The organism is Stenotrophomonas sp. AS012628 (assembly GCF_010608305.1).
GTDB lineage: Bacteria > Pseudomonadota > Gammaproteobacteria > Xanthomonadales > Xanthomonadaceae > Stenotrophomonas > Stenotrophomonas geniculata.
Map to the genome: position 1 here is coordinate 1 of NZ_VMBJ01000067.1, position 16553 is coordinate 16553.

Below are 16553 nucleotides of genomic sequence, written 5' to 3' on the forward strand. Positions count from 1 at the left end.
CTGCGAAGTTTCCTTCGTAGCGAGCCGCCCATTATAGCCGGCTTTTCTGCTTCGTCAACACCTTTTTTCAAGGCCGTCTCACCGGGGTGGACGTTGTTGCCGATGCTGCTTCGTCGTTGGACCCGAAGGTCTTTCGTCGTTGCGAGCCGCCTATTATGCCGGACTTTCCGAGTCCGTCAACACCTTCGTTCGATCAACTCGTTCGCCGGTGATGGCGTTGCTGATCGCGTGCCGTTTCCGAGGAAGCGATGCGTTGCAGCAAGGGGGCGAATTCTAGAGATCCCGCAGATTTCGTCAAGGCTTTTTTTTCATGGTGATGACAGAAGCGCCGCGACTTCAGGCATGACGTACGCTCGAAGATCACTGCGGCGTTGCCCGCGCGTTGCGCGGTCAACGCCGCAACGGCTATCAATGCACGGATGCAACAAGGAGAGACGGCAATGAACATGCAGGTGCGGCAAGCATGGTGGCGCGACCTTTCAGTGCCGGCCGTGGTCGCCGGCTTCATCACCGTGCTGGTCGGCTTCGCCAGTTCCGCAGTGATCGTGTTCCAGGCCGCACAGGCTGTCGGTGCCGACCAGGCACAGATCGCCTCATGGATGTGGGCACTGGGACTGGGCATGGGTGTCACCTGCATCGGGCTGTCGCTGCGCTATCGCGTGCCGGTGGTGACCGCATGGTCGACACCGGGCGCGGCGATGCTGGTGGTCGGTGCTGGTGGCGACTCGCTCGCTGAAGCCACCGGCGCATTCCTGCTCGCTGCGGTGCTTGGCATGCTGGCAGGCTTCTCCGGCATCTTCGCCCGATTGATGCAGCGGGTGCCGATGGCGCTGGCCGCCGGCATGCTGGCCGGCGTCCTGCTGCGCTTCGGTCTGGACGTGTTCGTGGCCATGAACACCCAGCTGGTGCTGGCGCTGGCGATGTTTGCCACCTGGCTGGCCGGACGCCGCCTGTTCCCGCGCTATGCGGTCATCGCCACCCTGCTGGTCGGCATCGCGGTCGCGGCCAGCCGTGGCCTGCTGCACGCACAGCAGGTACAGCTGCAACTGGCGGTACCGCAATGGGTGACCCCATCCTTGTCCTGGACGGCGGTGGCCGGCATCGCCCTGCCCCTGTTCGTGGTCACCATGGCCTCGCAGAACATTCCGGGCGTGGCGGTGATGCGGGCCTCCGGCTACGACGCCCCGGTGTCGCCGCTGATCGGCTGGATCGGTGTGGTCAATACGCTGCTGGCACCATTCGGGGCGTACGCGCTGAACCTGGCGGCAATCACCGCGGCGATCTGCATGGGTCGCGATGCGCACGAGGATCCGGCACGGCGCTACACCGCCGCCATGGCCGCTGGGGCTTTCTATATTGTCATCGGGCTGTTCGGTGCCACCGTGGCCGCCCTGTTCGCGGCTTTCCCAAAGGAGCTGGTGGCCTGCGTGGCCGGTATCGCGTTGTTCGGCACCATCGCCAACAGCCTGGCCAGTGCGCTGGCAGTAGAGCAGGACCGCGAGGCGGCACTGGTCACCTTCCTGGTCACCGCCTCCGGCGTCTCACTGGCCGGCATCGGTTCGGCGTTCTGGGGCCTGGTGGCCGGTGCGCTGTGCCTGCTGGTGCTGCGGCCGCGTCAGGGCCGCTGACCTGTCCTACCCCGCCAGTGCGGCGCCGACGGTGCTCAACACCACCGAGATGACGATGGCGGCCAGTGTGGCGACCACGCTGGTGCCGCCGCGTGCGGTCAGCTCGCTGCGCAGCCGTGCGTCATCGCCGCCGCTGACGGCACGGGCTTGGGCGATCAGGCGTTGGCAGTGTGCCAGGTACCAGGTGTTGCCAAAGGTGCCGGTGGTGACGCTGAGCGCGATGGTGATGACCAGCGACACGCCTTCGGGCACATCCAGCAAGGTCTCCACCACGCTGATCAGCAGCAGCAGGCCGACCCACATTGCCGCCAGGCGGTACATCCTGCGGTACATCATCCAGATCGGGCCGAGCAGGAAGGCCGGCCAGTGCCAGGTTCCACTGGCGGTGGCAATGCCCTGATCCAGCCGCCAGCGCTGGCGATAGATCGGGAAGTTGCCGCCGACCACGCTGGCGTACAAGGCCATCTCGCCCTCCAGCCCCGCGGCGGCAGCCGTATCCGGTGCAGCGGCGGGGGCTCGATACGGATCGGACGGATCGCCGACACTTGGCGCAACGACCTCAACCGGTGGGGCTGTGTCGATATCCGGAGCCGGCGCCATCTCGATGGGCGTTGAATCCTGTTCCAGCTCCGCCAAGGGGCGCCACGAGGGCATGCCTTCGCGCCACAGCAGCGTGCGTGCCGTCACCGTGCCATCCTGCTGCAGGCGACGCAGGGCGGCCAGGTCCACCGGTCCTTCGCTCTGCCTGCTGTTGGCGTACCACCACTGTGCGTCCTGCATGAAAACATCCTTGCTGCGTTGATTCGTTACCGGGTTACCGGTGTCCACGGTGCCGCGGACAATGTCTGTGACAGCACATGGCTGCCACCCGGCGGCAGGGTCACCACGTCGGGTCCGGCGTTGGCCGCTTCCAGGCAGACGTAGTCGCGCCAGCCCTCACCCACATCTGCCATCTTCGCTGCAGCCTCGGCACCGGGATTCCACGCCACCAGCGAGCGGCTTCCTTCCGTACGGATGTCGATGCGGCGTTTCAGCACCGGATCACGCAGGACATAGTGACCCTTGGCCTGCGTGTAGATGCGGTCGCTGCGCCCGGGATCACGGGGATCGCGCAACGTCCAGGCGCCCTGCTGCCGACGCGGCGTCGCATAGTTCTCGAACTTGTCCAGATAGTCCAGTCCGTCCACGCCGTCCACATCCACCGCGCTGGCATCACCCACGCGGAAATAGTTGTGCAGCGCCTGGGTGATGCTGGCAGGGGAACTGCCGACGTTCTCGGTGATCAGTCGCTGGGTCAACTGGCGGCCTACACGCACAGTCATCCTCAATCGCAGGTCCAGGCTCTGCAGCACCGGGGGTGCCAGCGTGAGCTCGATGCTGCCGTCGTCCAAGCGACGGGCCTGTTGCAGTTCCCACGGCACGGTACGGACGAAACCGTGGGCGGGCACGTCGTTGCCCTGGCCTTGGCGGCCGAAGTACGGCCAGCAGACGGGGCTGCCTCCGCGGATCGGCGTGGGCAGTTCGGCGCGCCGGGGGGACAGCCACATCAGATCCGGCTGGCCCTTGGGCACGAAGGAAAGCAGCTGGCCGCCAAACACACTGATGGCCGCGCTGGCGTCGCCGGTTTCCACCAGCCAGGCATCGAGCCCCTGGTACTGCCCGCTGCGTACACCCTGGATCTGCTGCACGTGGGATCGACTCCGTATGGCCGGCGATTGCACGGCACTGTAGTTGCTGGGAAGCATGAAACGCGTGGGCACCGGTGCAGTGCGCGGCGCGTTCTGCAGAGTGCGAAGGATACGCTGTCCCGCGCGCCCATCTGCGTTGGCCCAGCCCAGGCGCTGCTGCTCGACCTGGATAGCGCGACGCGTGGCCGTACCGATCATGCCGTCGGCGCTTCCGATGTCGTGGCCGCGGGCCAGCAGCAGGGTCTGCAGCTGGCGGCGCTCATCGCGGCCGATACCGGGATCATCGGTCGGCCAGGCCGTGGCCAGGCCCGTGCCGCCACGCAGCTGGTCGGCCAGCGTGGCGATCGCCAGCGCGTAGCTTTCGGCAGCGTTGTAGCTGTAGATCGCGTCGTAGTTGCGGAACACCAGCAACGCAGGGCCCTTGCCGCCCGCCGGCAGCAGCAGGGCCGCGCGCGCGTCGGCAGGCAGGTTGGCCGGGGCCAACGCGCTGCCATCCAATGCGGTCACACCTTGCGCACGCCAGTCGGCCAGCGCCCGACGCTGGGTGCGCCCGGCCTGGCTGGCGTCGAAACCGGGCGGGATACGCACTTCCATGCCCCACGGCTCTCCGCTGCGCCAGCCGGCGCGCTTGAGGTAATTGGCGGTGGAGGCCAGCGCATCGGGAATGCTGCCGACCAGATCGCGGCGGCCATCGCCATCACCGTCCACGGCGATGCCTGCATAGGTGCTGGGCATGAACTGCGTATGCCCGAAGGCGCCGGCCCAGGAACCGGTGAGCCCCTGTGCCTGCAGGTCGCCGCGGTCGATCAACTTGAGCAGGGCCAGCAGCTCACCACGGAAGAAGGGCTGGCGGCGGCCGGCACAGGACAGCGTGGCCAGCGACTGCAGCAGCGGGCGCTTGCCGAACACACGGCCGTAGTCGCTCTCCACGCCCCAGACCGCGACGATGGTGGCCGGATCGACGCCGTACTGGGCCGACACCCGATCAAGCAGGGCCCGATGCTGCTGCAGCAGGACGCGCCCATCGTCCACGCGCTGGCGATCGACCAGCGCGGCCAGGTAGTCCCAGATCGGCGTGGTGAATTCCGGCTGCGCGTCGAGCAGGCCGAGCACGCTGGGATCGGGGGTGAGCCCGGCGATAATCCCATTGAAGCGGTCGGCACTGATGCCCTGGCTGGCGGCTGTCGATTGCAGGACGGCCAGGCAGCGGCTGAAAGCGGCATCGCTGCTGGCCGCAGGCGCTGCTGTCGAAGCGGGTGCCGCGGCGAGCACGGCCGCCAGGCCGAGCGTGGTCAGAATGGGCATGGCGTCCTCCGTGTTGCCGTTGCAGGGCCATCTTAGGCGCAGCGTAGGCGAACCTGAAGCAGCGCGGGCTGGCGGCGGCTAAAGGGCGCGAAGCAGGCGCAGGCCATAGGCCGGGCTTTCAGCATCCCAGCGCCGCACGACCTGCAGGCCCGCTGGCAGCAGCAACGCTTCGAAGCTGTCGTCGGTGTACTTGTGGCTGTATTCGACGCGGATCGGCTCGTCGGCCTGGAAGTGGAAGGTGCGGCCATCCAGACGGACGTCCTGTGCGCGCTGGCTGACCAGATCGGTTTCGATGCGCAGCCGCGCGATGCTGTAGCGGGCGCGGTGGCGGAAGCCGTCCAGATCGAAGTCGCTGCCGATCTCGCGGTTCAGGCGCGCCAGCAGGTTGAGGGTGAATGCAGCAGTGATGCCCTGCACATCGTTGTAGGCGGCTTCGATCAATGCCGGGTCCTTGTGCAGATCGATGCCGACCAGGGCCAGGCCATCGCGGCCCATGGTCTGGCGCATCGCGCGCAGCAGTGCGACGGCATCCTCTTCGACGAAATTGCCCAACGTGGAGCCCGGGAAGAACAACAGGCGCCGCGCAGGCTCGCGTTCCGGTGCCGGGACGGCGACCGCGCGGGTGAAGTCGGCACAGACCGGCAGCATCTCGACGTCCGGCAGCGCCGGGGCCAGATGGTCGATGCTGGACAGCAGCGCGGCGCGCGAGATCTCGATGGGGGTGTAGGCCACGGGGTCCTGCAGTGCCGCCAGCAGCAGCGCGGTCTTGCGGCCACTGCCGCTGCCCAGCTCCACCACATGAACATGAGGACCGACGCTGCGGGCGATGTCCGGCAGCACCCGCGCCAGCAGCGCCAGCTCGGTACGCGTGGGGTAGTACTCGCAGGTCTGCGTGATCTGCTCGAACAGGCGTGAGCCGCGTGCATCGTAGAAATACTTGGATGGCAGCTGGCGCGGTGTGCGCGACAACCCGGCCACCACGTCGGTGAGGATCTGCTGGCGGCCGGGGGTGAGGTCGGTCAACGCCTGCAGCGCGTCGTGCACGGTGCTCATGTGAGGTCCCTGGCCAGGCGCAGTCCGGAGAACTGCCAGCGCGCCGGCGGCATGAAGAAATTGCGATAGCTGGCGCGCACATGGCCCCGTGGCGTGACGCAGCTGCCGCCGCGCAGCACCCATTGGCCGCACATGAACTTGCCGTTGTACTCACCGAGGTTGCCCGCGAAAGGGCGGTAGCCGGGATAGGCACCATACGCGCTGTGAGTCCACTCCCAGACATCACCGAACAGCTGGCGCAGGCCGCTGCCCTGCCCCGCCTGCGGGTGCAGGTGATCGTCATCGGCAAAGTGGCCCCGCACCGCCTGAGACGCGGCGGCGGCCTCCCACTCGAACTCGCTGGGCAGGCGTGCCCCGGCCCAGCGAGCACAGGCATCGGCCTCGAAGTAGCTGAGATGGCAGACCGGCGCGTGCGGATCCAGCTCGCGCCAACCGCCCAGGGTGTATTCGCGCTGCAGGGTGTCATCCCAGTACAGCGGGTGCTGCCAGTCCTCGGCTTCACGCAACGCCCAGCCTTCACTGAGCCACCAGCGCGGTTCGCGGTAGCCGCCGGCATCGATGAAAGCACGGTACTCGGCATTGCTGACGGGACGTTCGGCCAGAGCATGTGCCGGCAGCAGCACGCGGTGCGGCGGCGATTCGTTGTCGTAGGCAAACGCAGCGTGCTGCGGCCAGGATGCAGCGCCGACGGTAACGATGCGCTCGGGTGATTCGATCCAGCCCTGTGCACTGGCAGCGCCAGGGGGGGTGGGCAGGTCCTCGCGGTAGGCCGGCTGCAGCGGATTGCACCAGAACGCGTGCTTGATGTCGGTCAACAACAACTCCTGATGCTGTTGTTCGTGCTGCAGGCCCAGCTGCAGGTTGTGCAGCGCGTGTGGGTCCAGGTCACCTGCCGATAGCCGCGACTGCACCTGTGCATCGACCTGCTGGCGATAGTCATGCACCTGCTGGAGCGAGGGCCGTGAGAGGAGGCCGCGCTGCGGCCGGGCATGGGCGGGGCCGATACTCTTGTAGTAGCTGTTGAACAGGTAGTCCCATGCAGGGTCATGTGCAGGCGCAGCCGGGAAGCCGGCCAGCACGAAGCGTTCGAAGAACCAGGTGGTGTGGGCCAGGTGCCACTTGCTGGGGCTGGCATCGGCCATGCTCTGCAGCATGGCGTCCTCGGCGCTGAGTGGGCCGGCCAGTTGCATGCTGCGCGCACGCACGCGTGCGAACTGGTGGGCGAGATCGTGCTGCGGGGCAGCGACGGCGGCGGGTACGCTGTCCATGCCGACAGCATCGGTGCCGGCGGGTGAGTGCGATGTCATGGTCCGGCGTCACTTCGTTCACATGGATGGGCCTGCCGCATTCAAGAAGCCGCCCCGAACGCCGCTAACGGCAATGCTGCGGCCGCGTCGTCACCGCGCTGGAATTCCTGATTGCCCCTGCATCCGCTCCGCCAGCCTGCGCACTACCTGTTCGTGCTGCCCGCCGTGCTGGTTGCCGTGGTGCTGTGGGCGGCGTTGGGCAACGAAGACGTGGCCAGTCCGGCCCAACGCGTTCTGCCCTGGCTGCTGGCCTGCCTCGGTGCCGGCCTGGCCCTTCTCTACCACCAGGTGCGTGCGCTCTGCCTGCTGTTGGTGGTGGCAGTCATGTTCGCGATGCTGCACCAGGATGTCGGCGGCTACCTGCGCAGCGGCCATGTCAGCGCGCTGACACCGCTGCGCTTCCATGCCATCTCGGCGTGGCTGCCGTTGCTGTTCGCCGGCCTGTCGTTGTGGCCGGAGCGTGGGCGGCGCAGGCACGACCTGCTGTTGCGCTCCGTCGCCAGCAGTACGGCATTGCTGATCTTCCTGCTGCTGGCCGCGCAGCAGCCGCGCGGCATGCATGATCTGCTGTCGAACCGTCATTGGGCGTGGATCCCGGCCGACTGGAACGCGCTGGCGCAGCTGCCGGCGCTGCTGTTCCTGCTGGCCACGGCGGCGCTGGGTTGGCAGGCATGGCGGCATCCGCGGCCGCTGCACACGGCTATGCTGCTGGCGCTGCTGTGCCTGTGGTGGATGCTGCCGAGGGTCTTCCTGCAGCCGGTGCTGCTGCCTGCGCTGGCCAGTGCGGCCCTGCTGCTGATGCTGGGCGCGATGCTGCAGGAGTCGTTCCACATGGCGTTCCGCGACGAACTGACCGGCTTGCCGGGGCGCCGCGCCTTCAATGAGACCCTGCAACGGGCGCGCGGCACCTACAGCATCGCGATGGTGGACGTGGACCACTTCAAATCGTTCAACGACACCCACGGCCACGACACCGGCGACGACGTGCTGCGCCTGGTGGCCTCGCGGCTGGCGCGGGTCGGTGATGGTGGACGTGCGTTCCGCTACGGCGGCGAGGAGTTCGCGGTGGTGTTCCTGGGCCAGCCGGCCGACGCCTGCATGGATGCCGTGGAAGCCTTGCGGCAGAGCATCGAGGACACCCGCATGCAGCTGCGCGACCGCAGCACCCGCAGCCGCGACGATGACGCCGGGCGTCAGCAACGCGGGCGCGGCGGCAGCGGCCCGGTGGTGCAGGTGACGGTGAGCATCGGCCTGGCCGACAGCCGCGTCGGTCCGCGGCCGGCGGCCGTGGTCAAGGCTGCCGACCAGGCGCTGTACGTCGCCAAGGACGGAGGCCGCAACCAGGTGCGCGCGTATGCCGGGCAGGGCGTGCTGGCAGTACGCGGTGGCTGAAGCTCAGATCGCGTCGAGGTAGTACCAGCGGCCTTCGATGCGCAGGAAGCGGCTGTGCTCGGTCATCTTCACCGCGCTACCGCCACCCACCCGGTAGCGCGCGGTGAACCGGACCTCAGCGCTGTCGGCGCCGGTGACGGTGTGCTCGTGCACGGTCAGGCCCAGCCAATACGTACGCTGACCGGGCGCATCATCCAGCGACAACTCGGCCGGACGCGTGTCCGGGTGCCAGCTCTGGCGCAGGTAGTCGGCCAGGCCCCGCACATAGGCGCTGTAGCGCGAACGCATCAGGCGCTCGGCATCCGGCGCGGCTTCACCGGCGTGGAAGCGGCCGCAGCAGGCAGCATAGTCGGCGGGCAGGCCGCAGGGACAGGGATCGGCAGGTTTTCGGCTCATATCAGCATTGTCGCCGGGTTGCGCGGATTGATCCACGCACGGCACAGGTCGCCGGGTACAGGACGGGCGTATGCTGTCGCGCCCCCACCTTGATTGATCGCCGTGCTGGAACTGGTTCCCCCTGAGTTGTGGTGGCTGGTGGTGATCGCCTTCATCGCCGGTCTTGTGGATGCCGCCGTGGGTGGCGGTGGCCTGGTGCAGCTGCCTGGCCTGTTCACGGTGCTGCCGCAGCAGACGCCGGCCATGCTGTTCGGTACCAACAAGTTCAGTTCGATGTTCGGTACCGGTGCGGCGGCCTGGCGCTATGCGCGCAACGTGCGCTTCCCGTGGAAACCGGTGCTGTTCGCGGCCGGCACGGCCTTCATCTTCTCCTTCGCCGGGGCCACGGCGGTAAGCCTGCTGCCCAAGGACGCGGTGCGCCCACTGGTGCTGGTGCTGCTGATCGCGATGCTGGCCTACACACTGTGGAAGAAGGACTTCGGCGCGCTGCACCGCCCGCAGGAGATCGGTCGCCGCGAGCTGGCGATCGCGCTGGCGATCGGTGCGGCGATCGGGTTCTACGACGGCTTCTTCGGGCCGGGCACCGGCAGCTTCCTGATCTTCCTGTTCGTGCGCTTCTTCGGCCTGGATTTCCTGCGCGCGTCAGCGGCATCGAAGGTGGTGAACCTGGCGACGAATGTGGCGGCGATCTCGTTCTTCGTGCCGACCGGCAACATCCTGTGGCTGTTCGCGCTGCCGATGGCGGCGGCCAACATCATCGGTTCGGTGGTGGGCACGCGACTGGCGCTGAAGGGCGGCACGCCGTTCATCCGCAAGCTGTTCGTGGGGCTGGTGGTGGTGCTGATCGCGCGGATGGCGTGGGATACGTTCCGCGGTTCGTGAGGGACGTTATGAAATGGCAGGTGCCAACCTTGGTTGGCACGTTGTTTCAGGTCGCGAAGAGCAGCCGAGCATGGCTCGGCTCTACAGGTAGATGGACCGAGGCGCTCAGGCCTCGGCTTCTTCCGGTTCGTTGGCCTGCTGGCGGCTGCGCTCGGGCAGCTTCAGGCGCTTGCCTTCTTCGTCGTACTCGATCAGCAGCACGCCGGAGTCGTGGCGGCCGCTGATCTCGACGAAGCAGGCGCCGCCGATGAACGGTTCCAGCGTCATCACCGACTTCAGCGGTGTGGCGACCACCATCTGGAAGCCGAAGTTGTCGAAGATGTTCATCGCCAGCGCGGTGAACTCGTTATCGGCCTTGTCGAAGGCTTCGTCGAGTACCACTGCGGCGTAGCTGGGCAGCTGGCTGTCGGCGCCACCGAGCTGGTAGCGCAGCGCGGCCGCCAGGCAGGTCGTGGCCAGCTTCTGGCGCTGGCCACCGGACTTGCCGGCGCCGCTGCGGTAGATCTCGACCTGCTGGCGCGTCTCCGCATCCAGCTCGACGCCGATGAACTCCACGTGCATGCGCACGTCCAGCACCAGCTCGCGCCAACGCTTGTCCTCGCCTTCCTGCGAGCCCAGGCGATTGACCAGCTGGCGCAGCACGGTGAACTGCGATTCGGCCAGCTCGCGCTGCTCGGTCTGCTGCTGCGACAGCACTTCGCGCAGCTGCAGGTGGAACTCGCCGACTTCCGGCAGGCGTCGGTCGTTCAGTTCGATGGTCAGCAGCGTGCCTCGGTTGAACGGCACCTGTTCCAGGCTGGCGTTCACTTCGTCCAGGCGCTGGCCGATCGACTTGCGGGCCTCGGCGCTGTGCCGCTGCAGGGCCAGCAGGTTGTTCTTGCTCTGGTTCTGCAGCAGATCGAAGAAGCGCTCTTCGTGCTGCGGCAGGCCATCGCGCTCCAGGCGTTCGAGGCGTGCGAGGAAGTCCTCGGCCGAGGCCACCGAGACGGTGAAGTCGCCCGATTCCTCCGGCCACTGCTGGATGAAGCGACGGAAGCAGCCGATCAGCTGGTTCTCGATGCGGTTGAGGTCCTGCTGCGAGGACGACAGCTGCTCGTTCAGCGCGTTGCTGACCTGGCGCATGTGCGCTTCCAGCGTTTCCAGGCTGAGCGGACCCTGCTCCTGCAGGCGCTCGGAAAGGCCGGCTTCCTGCTCCTGGGCCAGGCTCGGCAGCACCAGCGCACGGCTCTGCTGGCGTGCGCGGTCGAGGCGATCGCGCTCCTTGACCAGCTGGCCACGCTCGACGCGGACGTCTTCATAGGTGCGGCGCGACTGTTCGATGTCCGCGCGCACCGCGTCGATCTGCATGGCCAGCTTGGCGAGGTCGGCATTGCCTTCGCGCAGGTCGCGCAGCGTCGCTTCGATATCGCTGAGGCGCTGCTGCGGGGCGGCGATATCGATCTCGTTCCAGCTGATGCTGACCAGCTCGTGGCAGGCCAGGCGGCGTTCGTTGTCGCGATCACGCTGGCCACGCAGGCGCGCGATGTCGGTCTCGCAGCCGGCGATGCGCTTGGCCAGCTCCTGTGCTTCACGCTCGAAGGCGCCGACCTTGTCGTGGTTGTTGAAGCCGAGAATCCAGCGACGGCGGTCACCCACGGCACTGCGGTCGTCCTTCTCGAAGCGGTCGCCCGGATGCTTGACCTGGCCTTCGCGGGTGATGCCGCGATCGACGTTGCGCAGCTGCTTGGCATCGACGCACTCGTAGTCGAAGCGCTTGCCAAGCTCACGGCGCAGCCAGCTTTCGAACACGTGCTCGCGCAGTTCCAGCTTGTGCAGCAGGGACTTCGCCGACGGCTCGCGCGCGAACGCATCATCGTTGCGGCGCACGCGGTAGTAGGTGAAGCGCATGCCCAGGTGGGTGCGGTTCACCCACTCGGCGACGTCGTTGTAATGCTTGTCATCGACCAGCAGCGACAGCGCGAAACCGCCCAGCACGCGCTCGATGGCACCCTGCCAGCCCTGCTCTTCGGAGCGGACCTGGATCAGTTCGCCAACGAACGGCAGCGCTGCTTCGGCGATGCCCGTTTCCTCGGCCAGGCGCGCGCGCAGCTTCTGCATCGGCGCAGGGATGTTGGACGGCGTGCGCTGCATCGCTTCGAGTTCCGCACGGACTTCGCCGAAGCGGCGCTCGTCATCGCGCTTGCCACCCAGGCGATCGCTGATCGCGTCGTCCAGCGCCGAAGAGGCACGCTGGCGGTCCTGCAGCTCGTTCTGCGCGCGCTCGACCAGCTCGGCGAAGCCGTGGGCGTCGTCCGGCAGTTCCGCCTGCAGCTGCTGCGCCGCCTGGCGTGCCTGCTCGCGCTTGGCCTGGCGGCGGTCGCGCTCGGCTTCGGCACGGCCCTGCTCGCGTTCCAGTTCCTCGATGCGCTCACCGCCCTGCTGGCGGCGCTGCAGTTCCAGCTCGGCCAGGCGCTCGGTGTGGTTGTCCAGTGCGGCACGGCGCTGGGCTTCTTCCCCGAGCAGGCCACGGTCACGCACGTCCATCTCGCGCAGGCGTGCTTCGATCAGCGCCTGGCGGCGGCTTTCACGGAAGCTGTCGACGCCGAGCTTGAGGGCTTCGTCGTCGCCGCGCCGGCGGTGCATTTCCTTCAGGTCGTTGTAGTAGGCGCGTGCCGGCAGCAGGGTCTCCACCTGGCGACGCGCAGTGACCACGGCCTGGTGCGCGCCATCGAGCTCGGCGAAGTCGCTGACCAAGCGCTCGGCGGCGTCGAAGGTCTTCGGCGTGTCGAGCATGAAGTCGCGCAGGAAGACGTTCAGGTCGCCCAGGTTCTTCGCCGACTGCGTCTTGTGCAGCAGGCGCAGCGCCATCTCGTTGTCGATGCCGAGCAGGTCGCGGAAGCGCTCGGCGTAACCGGAGAAGGTGTCGAAGTGGTGCAGGTCGGACAGCTTCTGCTTGAGCTTGCGCAGGTCCAGGTCGAAACCACCAAGATCCTTGGCGATGTCGAACGGGCGCTCGGCGATCATGTAGTGCTTGCGCACATCGCCAGCCGAGGTGCCGTTGCCGGAGATCCACAGCAGGCGCACCAGGCTGACCACGCGGCCATCGCCGGCGCGGTATTCCAGCACCAGCGCGGTCCAGGTAGCGCCCTTGCGCAGGTACTGGGTGGCGATTTCGCCGGTACCGCTGTCCTGCTGGTCGGCCCACGCGCCACGCACGTAGGACACCAGGTTGCGGTCGCGGCCACTGCGCTCGGCTTCACGCGCGGCGGCGTTGAAGTCAACGATGGCCGGCGGCGTCAGCAGCGCGGACATGGCATCGAGCAGGGTCGACTTGCCCGACCCGGAACGGCCGACGAACAGGAAGCCGCGCTCGGCGATCGGCACTTCGGTCAGGCCGTTGAAGGTACCCCAGTTGTGCACCTGCAGGCGGCGCATGCGGAACTGCTGCAGGCGCGGGTCCGGCAGGCCTTCGTTGAACAGGGCGGGAGTGTGCTTGGAGATAGCCATGCGATGGTCGGGTCTCTCAGGCCTCGGCGGCCGGGGTTTCGCGCAGCTGGCGGTAGACCGCCGAGAGCTGGGACACGTCTTCGGCGGAGAACAGCAGCTTCAGCGCCGGCGAGACTTCGTGGCGGTCTTCCTGGCCGCTGAGGCGGGTCAGGATGTGGTTGTCCTTCATCTTCTGCACCGCCGAAGCGACACGGCGGTTGAAGCCGGCGCGGTCGGTGGACAGGTTCTTTTCGTAGATGGCCAACGCTTCGGCCATCTCGGCATCGGCGACCACCGCGCGGTTGCCGCGCGCATCGGCCTCGGCCAGCTGCTGGCGAAGGTACAGCAGCAGCACCGAGTCGATGAAGGTCAGCGGCGAGGTGCGCAGCAGCACCGGCGCATCGACGTCTTCGGTATCGGCCTGGCGGGTGAACGCCACGCCGCTGTCACGATCGAGCACCAGTTCCAGGAACAGGTCCGCCAGCGACGAGCGGATGGCCGCCTCGCTGCGGATCAGCGCCGGCCACAGTTTGGCGTGGCGCAGCTGGTCGATGCTGGGGCCGATCAGCAGCTGGCACAGCGCGCGGCGTGCATCCAGCGGCAGGCGCCCGGTATCGCCGAGGTAATACACGTCGTTGCCACGGCGGGGCTGCGCCACGGCCGCCACCGGCTCGGCCTCGTAGGCGTCTTCCGCCACGTCGGCCTGCGGTGCGTCGATGGGATCTTCATGCCAGCTCATGGCGTCTCTCCTGAGTGAACCAAACCAGCGGGATGCGGGCGCGACGGATCTGGCCGTCGCCACCACGCCATTGCGCAAGCTCCTGCTCGCCGGCAACCACGTTGCCGAAGCGCGTGCCCAGCGACAGGTAGCCGATGACGCTGCCGAGGCCCTGCGGCGCTTCGCGCTGCGACAGGGCCTGGGCGATGCTGAGCCGCGGCTGTGCATCGAGCAGGTCGTGCAGGTCGCGGCGCAGGGTACGGAAATCGATTTCGGACGAAGCGACCAGATCACCGACGCTTTCCAGGCTGATGGCCGCGGCGTCGTTGTACTCGACATTGCCATCGACCTGGGCGCTGCGCGGATCGTGCAGCCTCCACTGCGACCACGAGCGCAGGCGGCTGGTGGTCAACTGCAGGTCACGGCCGATGCCACGCTGTGCGGGGAATTCGTCGCGCAGAGCCAGTGCTTCGGACTGCGCCTGCTTCAGCAGCTGGTTGAGGCGACGCTGTTCCAGGTAGCCACGGCTCTGCACGAAGCCGCGCAGGCTGCGCGCGAAGTTCTGCAGCACGTCGTGCACCTGGCCACCGCGTTCGAGCATGGTGCTGGTGAAGCTGCGCAGGAAGTTGCGTTCGTTGCGGTCCAGGCGGCGCGCAAAGCCACGCGCCAGCACCGCTTCCAGCGCGGCATCGAGCTGGGCGCTCTGCTCGGCGTCGTTGAGCAGGCGCCAGAACGCCTGGAAACTGCGCCCGGCGTCACTTTCGCCGATGACATCCACGCCTTCGAACAGCTGCGACAACACGTCGCCGCGCTCGCCCTCGTCGTCGATGATGCGTTCGCGGAAATCGCGATTGAGCTGCTCGAAGTCATCGCGCACGCGGCGGAAGTCCTCGGTCAGCTCGTCGGCCAGGCCGATGATCTGGCGGGTGCGTTCCAGCGCGCGCTTGCCGTCCAGCGCAACCACGCGGCCAGTGCCGACCCGGGCGATTTCGGCATCGATGCGGTCGCGCTCGTCGTGCAGCGCGGACAGGCGCGCATCGGGGTCGGCTTCGGTCTGCGCAGCCAGCGCCGAGAGCTGCTCAATGACCAGCGCCAGGCGGCTTTCGGTGGCGGCCACGCGGGCCTGCTCGAGGCCGTCCGCGAAGCGGATCGCCTGCAGTGCAGCAGTGGACAGCTCGTACTGCTCCTGGTCGGCGCCTTCGGGCAAACGGCGTTCCAGCCAGCCCTGGGCCAGCCAGTGCGCGATGTAGGCCTGCGCGGTACGCGGCAGCTCGCGCGAGAGTTCATCGCCGGCCAGCTGGTCCAGCGCGCGCTGCAGGCGCTCGTTGAGCACCGACGAAGGCAACGTGCGCTCGCCGTCCATCAGCAGGCCCTGCAACAGGCCGATGATTTCCGGGGCGTGGTCGGCGGCAAGCAGCTTCCACTGGGGCTGTTCGCGCAGGTGGCGGTAACGGGCAATGCGTTCGCGATGCTTCATGCAGCGAAAGAAGTCTGTAGGGCTGACAGGGACGAGCCGCCATGCACGGCTGCCGCGGGGGCAGCCGTGGGCATGCCGGCCTGCAGGGGCCGGCGCGGTGCGGGCAAGCGGCTCAGCGCTTGCCGCCCACTTCGATGAAGCGCAGGAACTCGGCGCGGGTGCGCGCGTCGTCGCGGAAGCTGCCCAGCATCTTGGAGGTGACCATGCTGACGCCGCGCTTGTGGATGCCGCGCGTGGTCATGCACTCGTGGGCGCCTTCGACGACCACGCCGACGCCGATCGGCTGCAGCACATCCTGGATGCACTGGGCGATCTGCGCGGTCATCTTTTCCTGCACCTGGAAACGACGGGCGTAGGCTTCGACGACGCGGGCCAGCTTGCTGATGCCCACCACCTTGCCGGCCGGCAGGTAGCCGACGTGCACGCGGCCGATGATCGGCGCCATGTGGTGCTCGCAGTGGCTTTCGTACTCGATGTCCCGCAGGACGATCAGTTCGTCGTAGCCGGCCACTTCCTCGAAGGTCCGCTCCATGTAGGCGCGCGGGTCGTCGCGGTAACCGCTGAACCAGTCGCCATAGGCTTCGGCGACACGGCGGGGGGTATCCAGCAGGCCTTCACGGGACGGGTCCTCACCGGCCCAGCGCAGCAGGGTGCGCACGGCATCCTCAGCCTGGTCCTGGGTCACGTCGCCCTGCGGGGCGGCCTTTTCGTTGTTCTTGCTCATTGCGTACAGCGTCCCGAACGGGGGGCGAGCATCGTACCCGACCGGGGGGGGGGTCGTCCTGTTGGGACGGTTCATCGGGGGTCTCTTGCAGCGCCTCGTTGCAGCTGAGCGAGAGGGGGAGGGGCAGGCCAGGCAGGACACGCCGCAAGTACGTCCCTGTAGGCTCGGCCACGGCATCCATGCCGTGGACGGTCCTGCCCGGCCTGCCCCTCCCCCTCTCCGACAATTTCCTGCGGGCGCGGCCGGACCGCCCGAAAGCGGGGTCAAAAGCGGGGGTTCATGGCTTCGGAAGCGGCCCGCCGCCGCCCTGGTGGGTGCGGACCGTTGGTCCGCACTGCTTCCGCTCTTGCTTCTAAGAGCCAACCCACCGCGCTCGCGGGGTGTTGGGCGGGCAGCGGGGGCCGGGCGGGGCAGGACCGTCCGCGGCATGGATGCCGCGGCCGAGCCCCCAAGGGTGAGGGCGCTTTGCTTGCGAGGCATGCCTCGCAAGCGCCCGAACGCACAGCCGCCAGCGGCTG

Annotated in this window: 13 protein-coding genes; 3 read left to right on the plus strand and 10 right to left on the minus strand. The window is 67.8% G+C overall.

The window, feature by feature from the left end; translation table 11 throughout:
* Nucleotides 1-193: 193 nt before the first annotated feature.
* The gene (locus tag G5A07_RS20080; protein WP_125437961.1) at nt 194-448 is read right to left on the minus strand and encodes a hypothetical protein; all 255 of its coding nucleotides are present in this window, start codon (nt 446-448) and stop codon (nt 194-196) included.
* Between G5A07_RS20080 and G5A07_RS20085 the strand changes: the two genes are divergently transcribed.
* Nucleotides 441-1628, plus strand: coding sequence for a benzoate/H(+) symporter BenE family transporter (locus G5A07_RS20085; RefSeq protein ID WP_191863895.1), 1188 nt, complete (start codon nt 441-443; stop codon nt 1626-1628). The two genes, G5A07_RS20080 and G5A07_RS20085, sit on opposite strands and share 8 nt — an antisense overlap.
* A 6-nt stretch (nt 1629-1634) precedes the next feature.
* Here G5A07_RS20085 and G5A07_RS20090 read toward each other — a convergent pair whose 3' ends face one another.
* The 4 genes from G5A07_RS20090 to egtB form a co-directional block, all read right to left on the minus strand.
* Complete coding sequence (locus tag G5A07_RS20090) at nt 1635-2408, minus strand: DUF2628 domain-containing protein (protein ID WP_043403041.1); 774 nt, start codon at nt 2406-2408, stop codon at nt 1635-1637.
* A gap of 26 nt (nt 2409-2434) precedes the next feature.
* Nucleotides 2435-4621, minus strand: coding sequence for a lytic murein transglycosylase (locus G5A07_RS20095; protein ID WP_231298797.1), 2187 nt, complete (start codon nt 4619-4621; stop codon nt 2435-2437).
* Between the two features lie 78 nt (nt 4622-4699).
* A complete protein-coding gene (egtD, locus tag G5A07_RS20100; RefSeq protein ID WP_049412901.1) occupies nt 4700-5674 on the minus strand; it encodes an L-histidine N(alpha)-methyltransferase in 975 nt (324 codons plus the stop codon).
* On the minus strand, nt 5671-6942 hold the full coding sequence (egtB, locus tag G5A07_RS20105) for an ergothioneine biosynthesis protein EgtB (protein WP_049480369.1): 1272 nt from the start codon (nt 6940-6942) through the stop codon (nt 5671-5673). The genes egtD and egtB overlap by 4 nt, the downstream gene beginning before the upstream one ends.
* 150 nt (nt 6943-7092) lie before the next feature.
* Between egtB and G5A07_RS20110 the strand changes: the two genes are divergently transcribed.
* Complete coding sequence (locus G5A07_RS20110) at nt 7093-8373, plus strand: GGDEF domain-containing protein (protein ID WP_191863896.1); 1281 nt, start codon at nt 7093-7095, stop codon at nt 8371-8373.
* Between the two features lie 3 nt (nt 8374-8376).
* Here the strand turns inward: G5A07_RS20110 and G5A07_RS20115 are convergent, their stop codons facing one another.
* Nucleotides 8377-8769 (minus strand): YchJ family protein, encoded by a 393-nt coding sequence (locus tag G5A07_RS20115; RefSeq protein ID WP_043403033.1) that lies wholly within the window; start codon nt 8767-8769, stop codon nt 8377-8379.
* A gap of 102 nt (nt 8770-8871) precedes the next feature.
* On the opposite strand from G5A07_RS20115, the gene G5A07_RS20120 reads away from it, so the two are divergent.
* Complete coding sequence (locus G5A07_RS20120) at nt 8872-9651, plus strand: sulfite exporter TauE/SafE family protein (protein ID WP_029380158.1); 780 nt, start codon at nt 8872-8874, stop codon at nt 9649-9651.
* Nucleotides 9652-9756: 105 nt separating this feature from the next.
* Here the strand turns inward: G5A07_RS20120 and G5A07_RS20125 are convergent, their stop codons facing one another.
* From G5A07_RS20125 to folE, 4 genes are all read right to left on the minus strand, one after another.
* Entirely contained in the window at nt 9757-13137 is a 3381-nt protein-coding gene (locus tag G5A07_RS20125; RefSeq protein WP_191863897.1) for an SbcC/MukB-like Walker B domain-containing protein, read from the minus strand.
* 16 nt (nt 13138-13153) lie between these two features.
* Entirely contained in the window at nt 13154-13855 is a 702-nt protein-coding gene (locus tag G5A07_RS20130) for a DUF4194 domain-containing protein (RefSeq protein WP_005421303.1), read from the minus strand.
* Complete coding sequence (locus tag G5A07_RS20135) at nt 13842-15311, minus strand: DUF3375 domain-containing protein (RefSeq protein ID WP_010487509.1); 1470 nt, start codon at nt 15309-15311, stop codon at nt 13842-13844. Before G5A07_RS20135 ends, G5A07_RS20130 begins: the two co-directional genes overlap by 14 nt.
* A gap of 112 nt (nt 15312-15423) precedes the next feature.
* The gene (gene folE, locus G5A07_RS20140; protein WP_004141296.1) at nt 15424-16035 is read right to left on the minus strand and encodes a GTP cyclohydrolase I FolE; all 612 of its coding nucleotides are present in this window, start codon (nt 16033-16035) and stop codon (nt 15424-15426) included.
* Nucleotides 16036-16553: the final 518 nt, after the last annotated feature.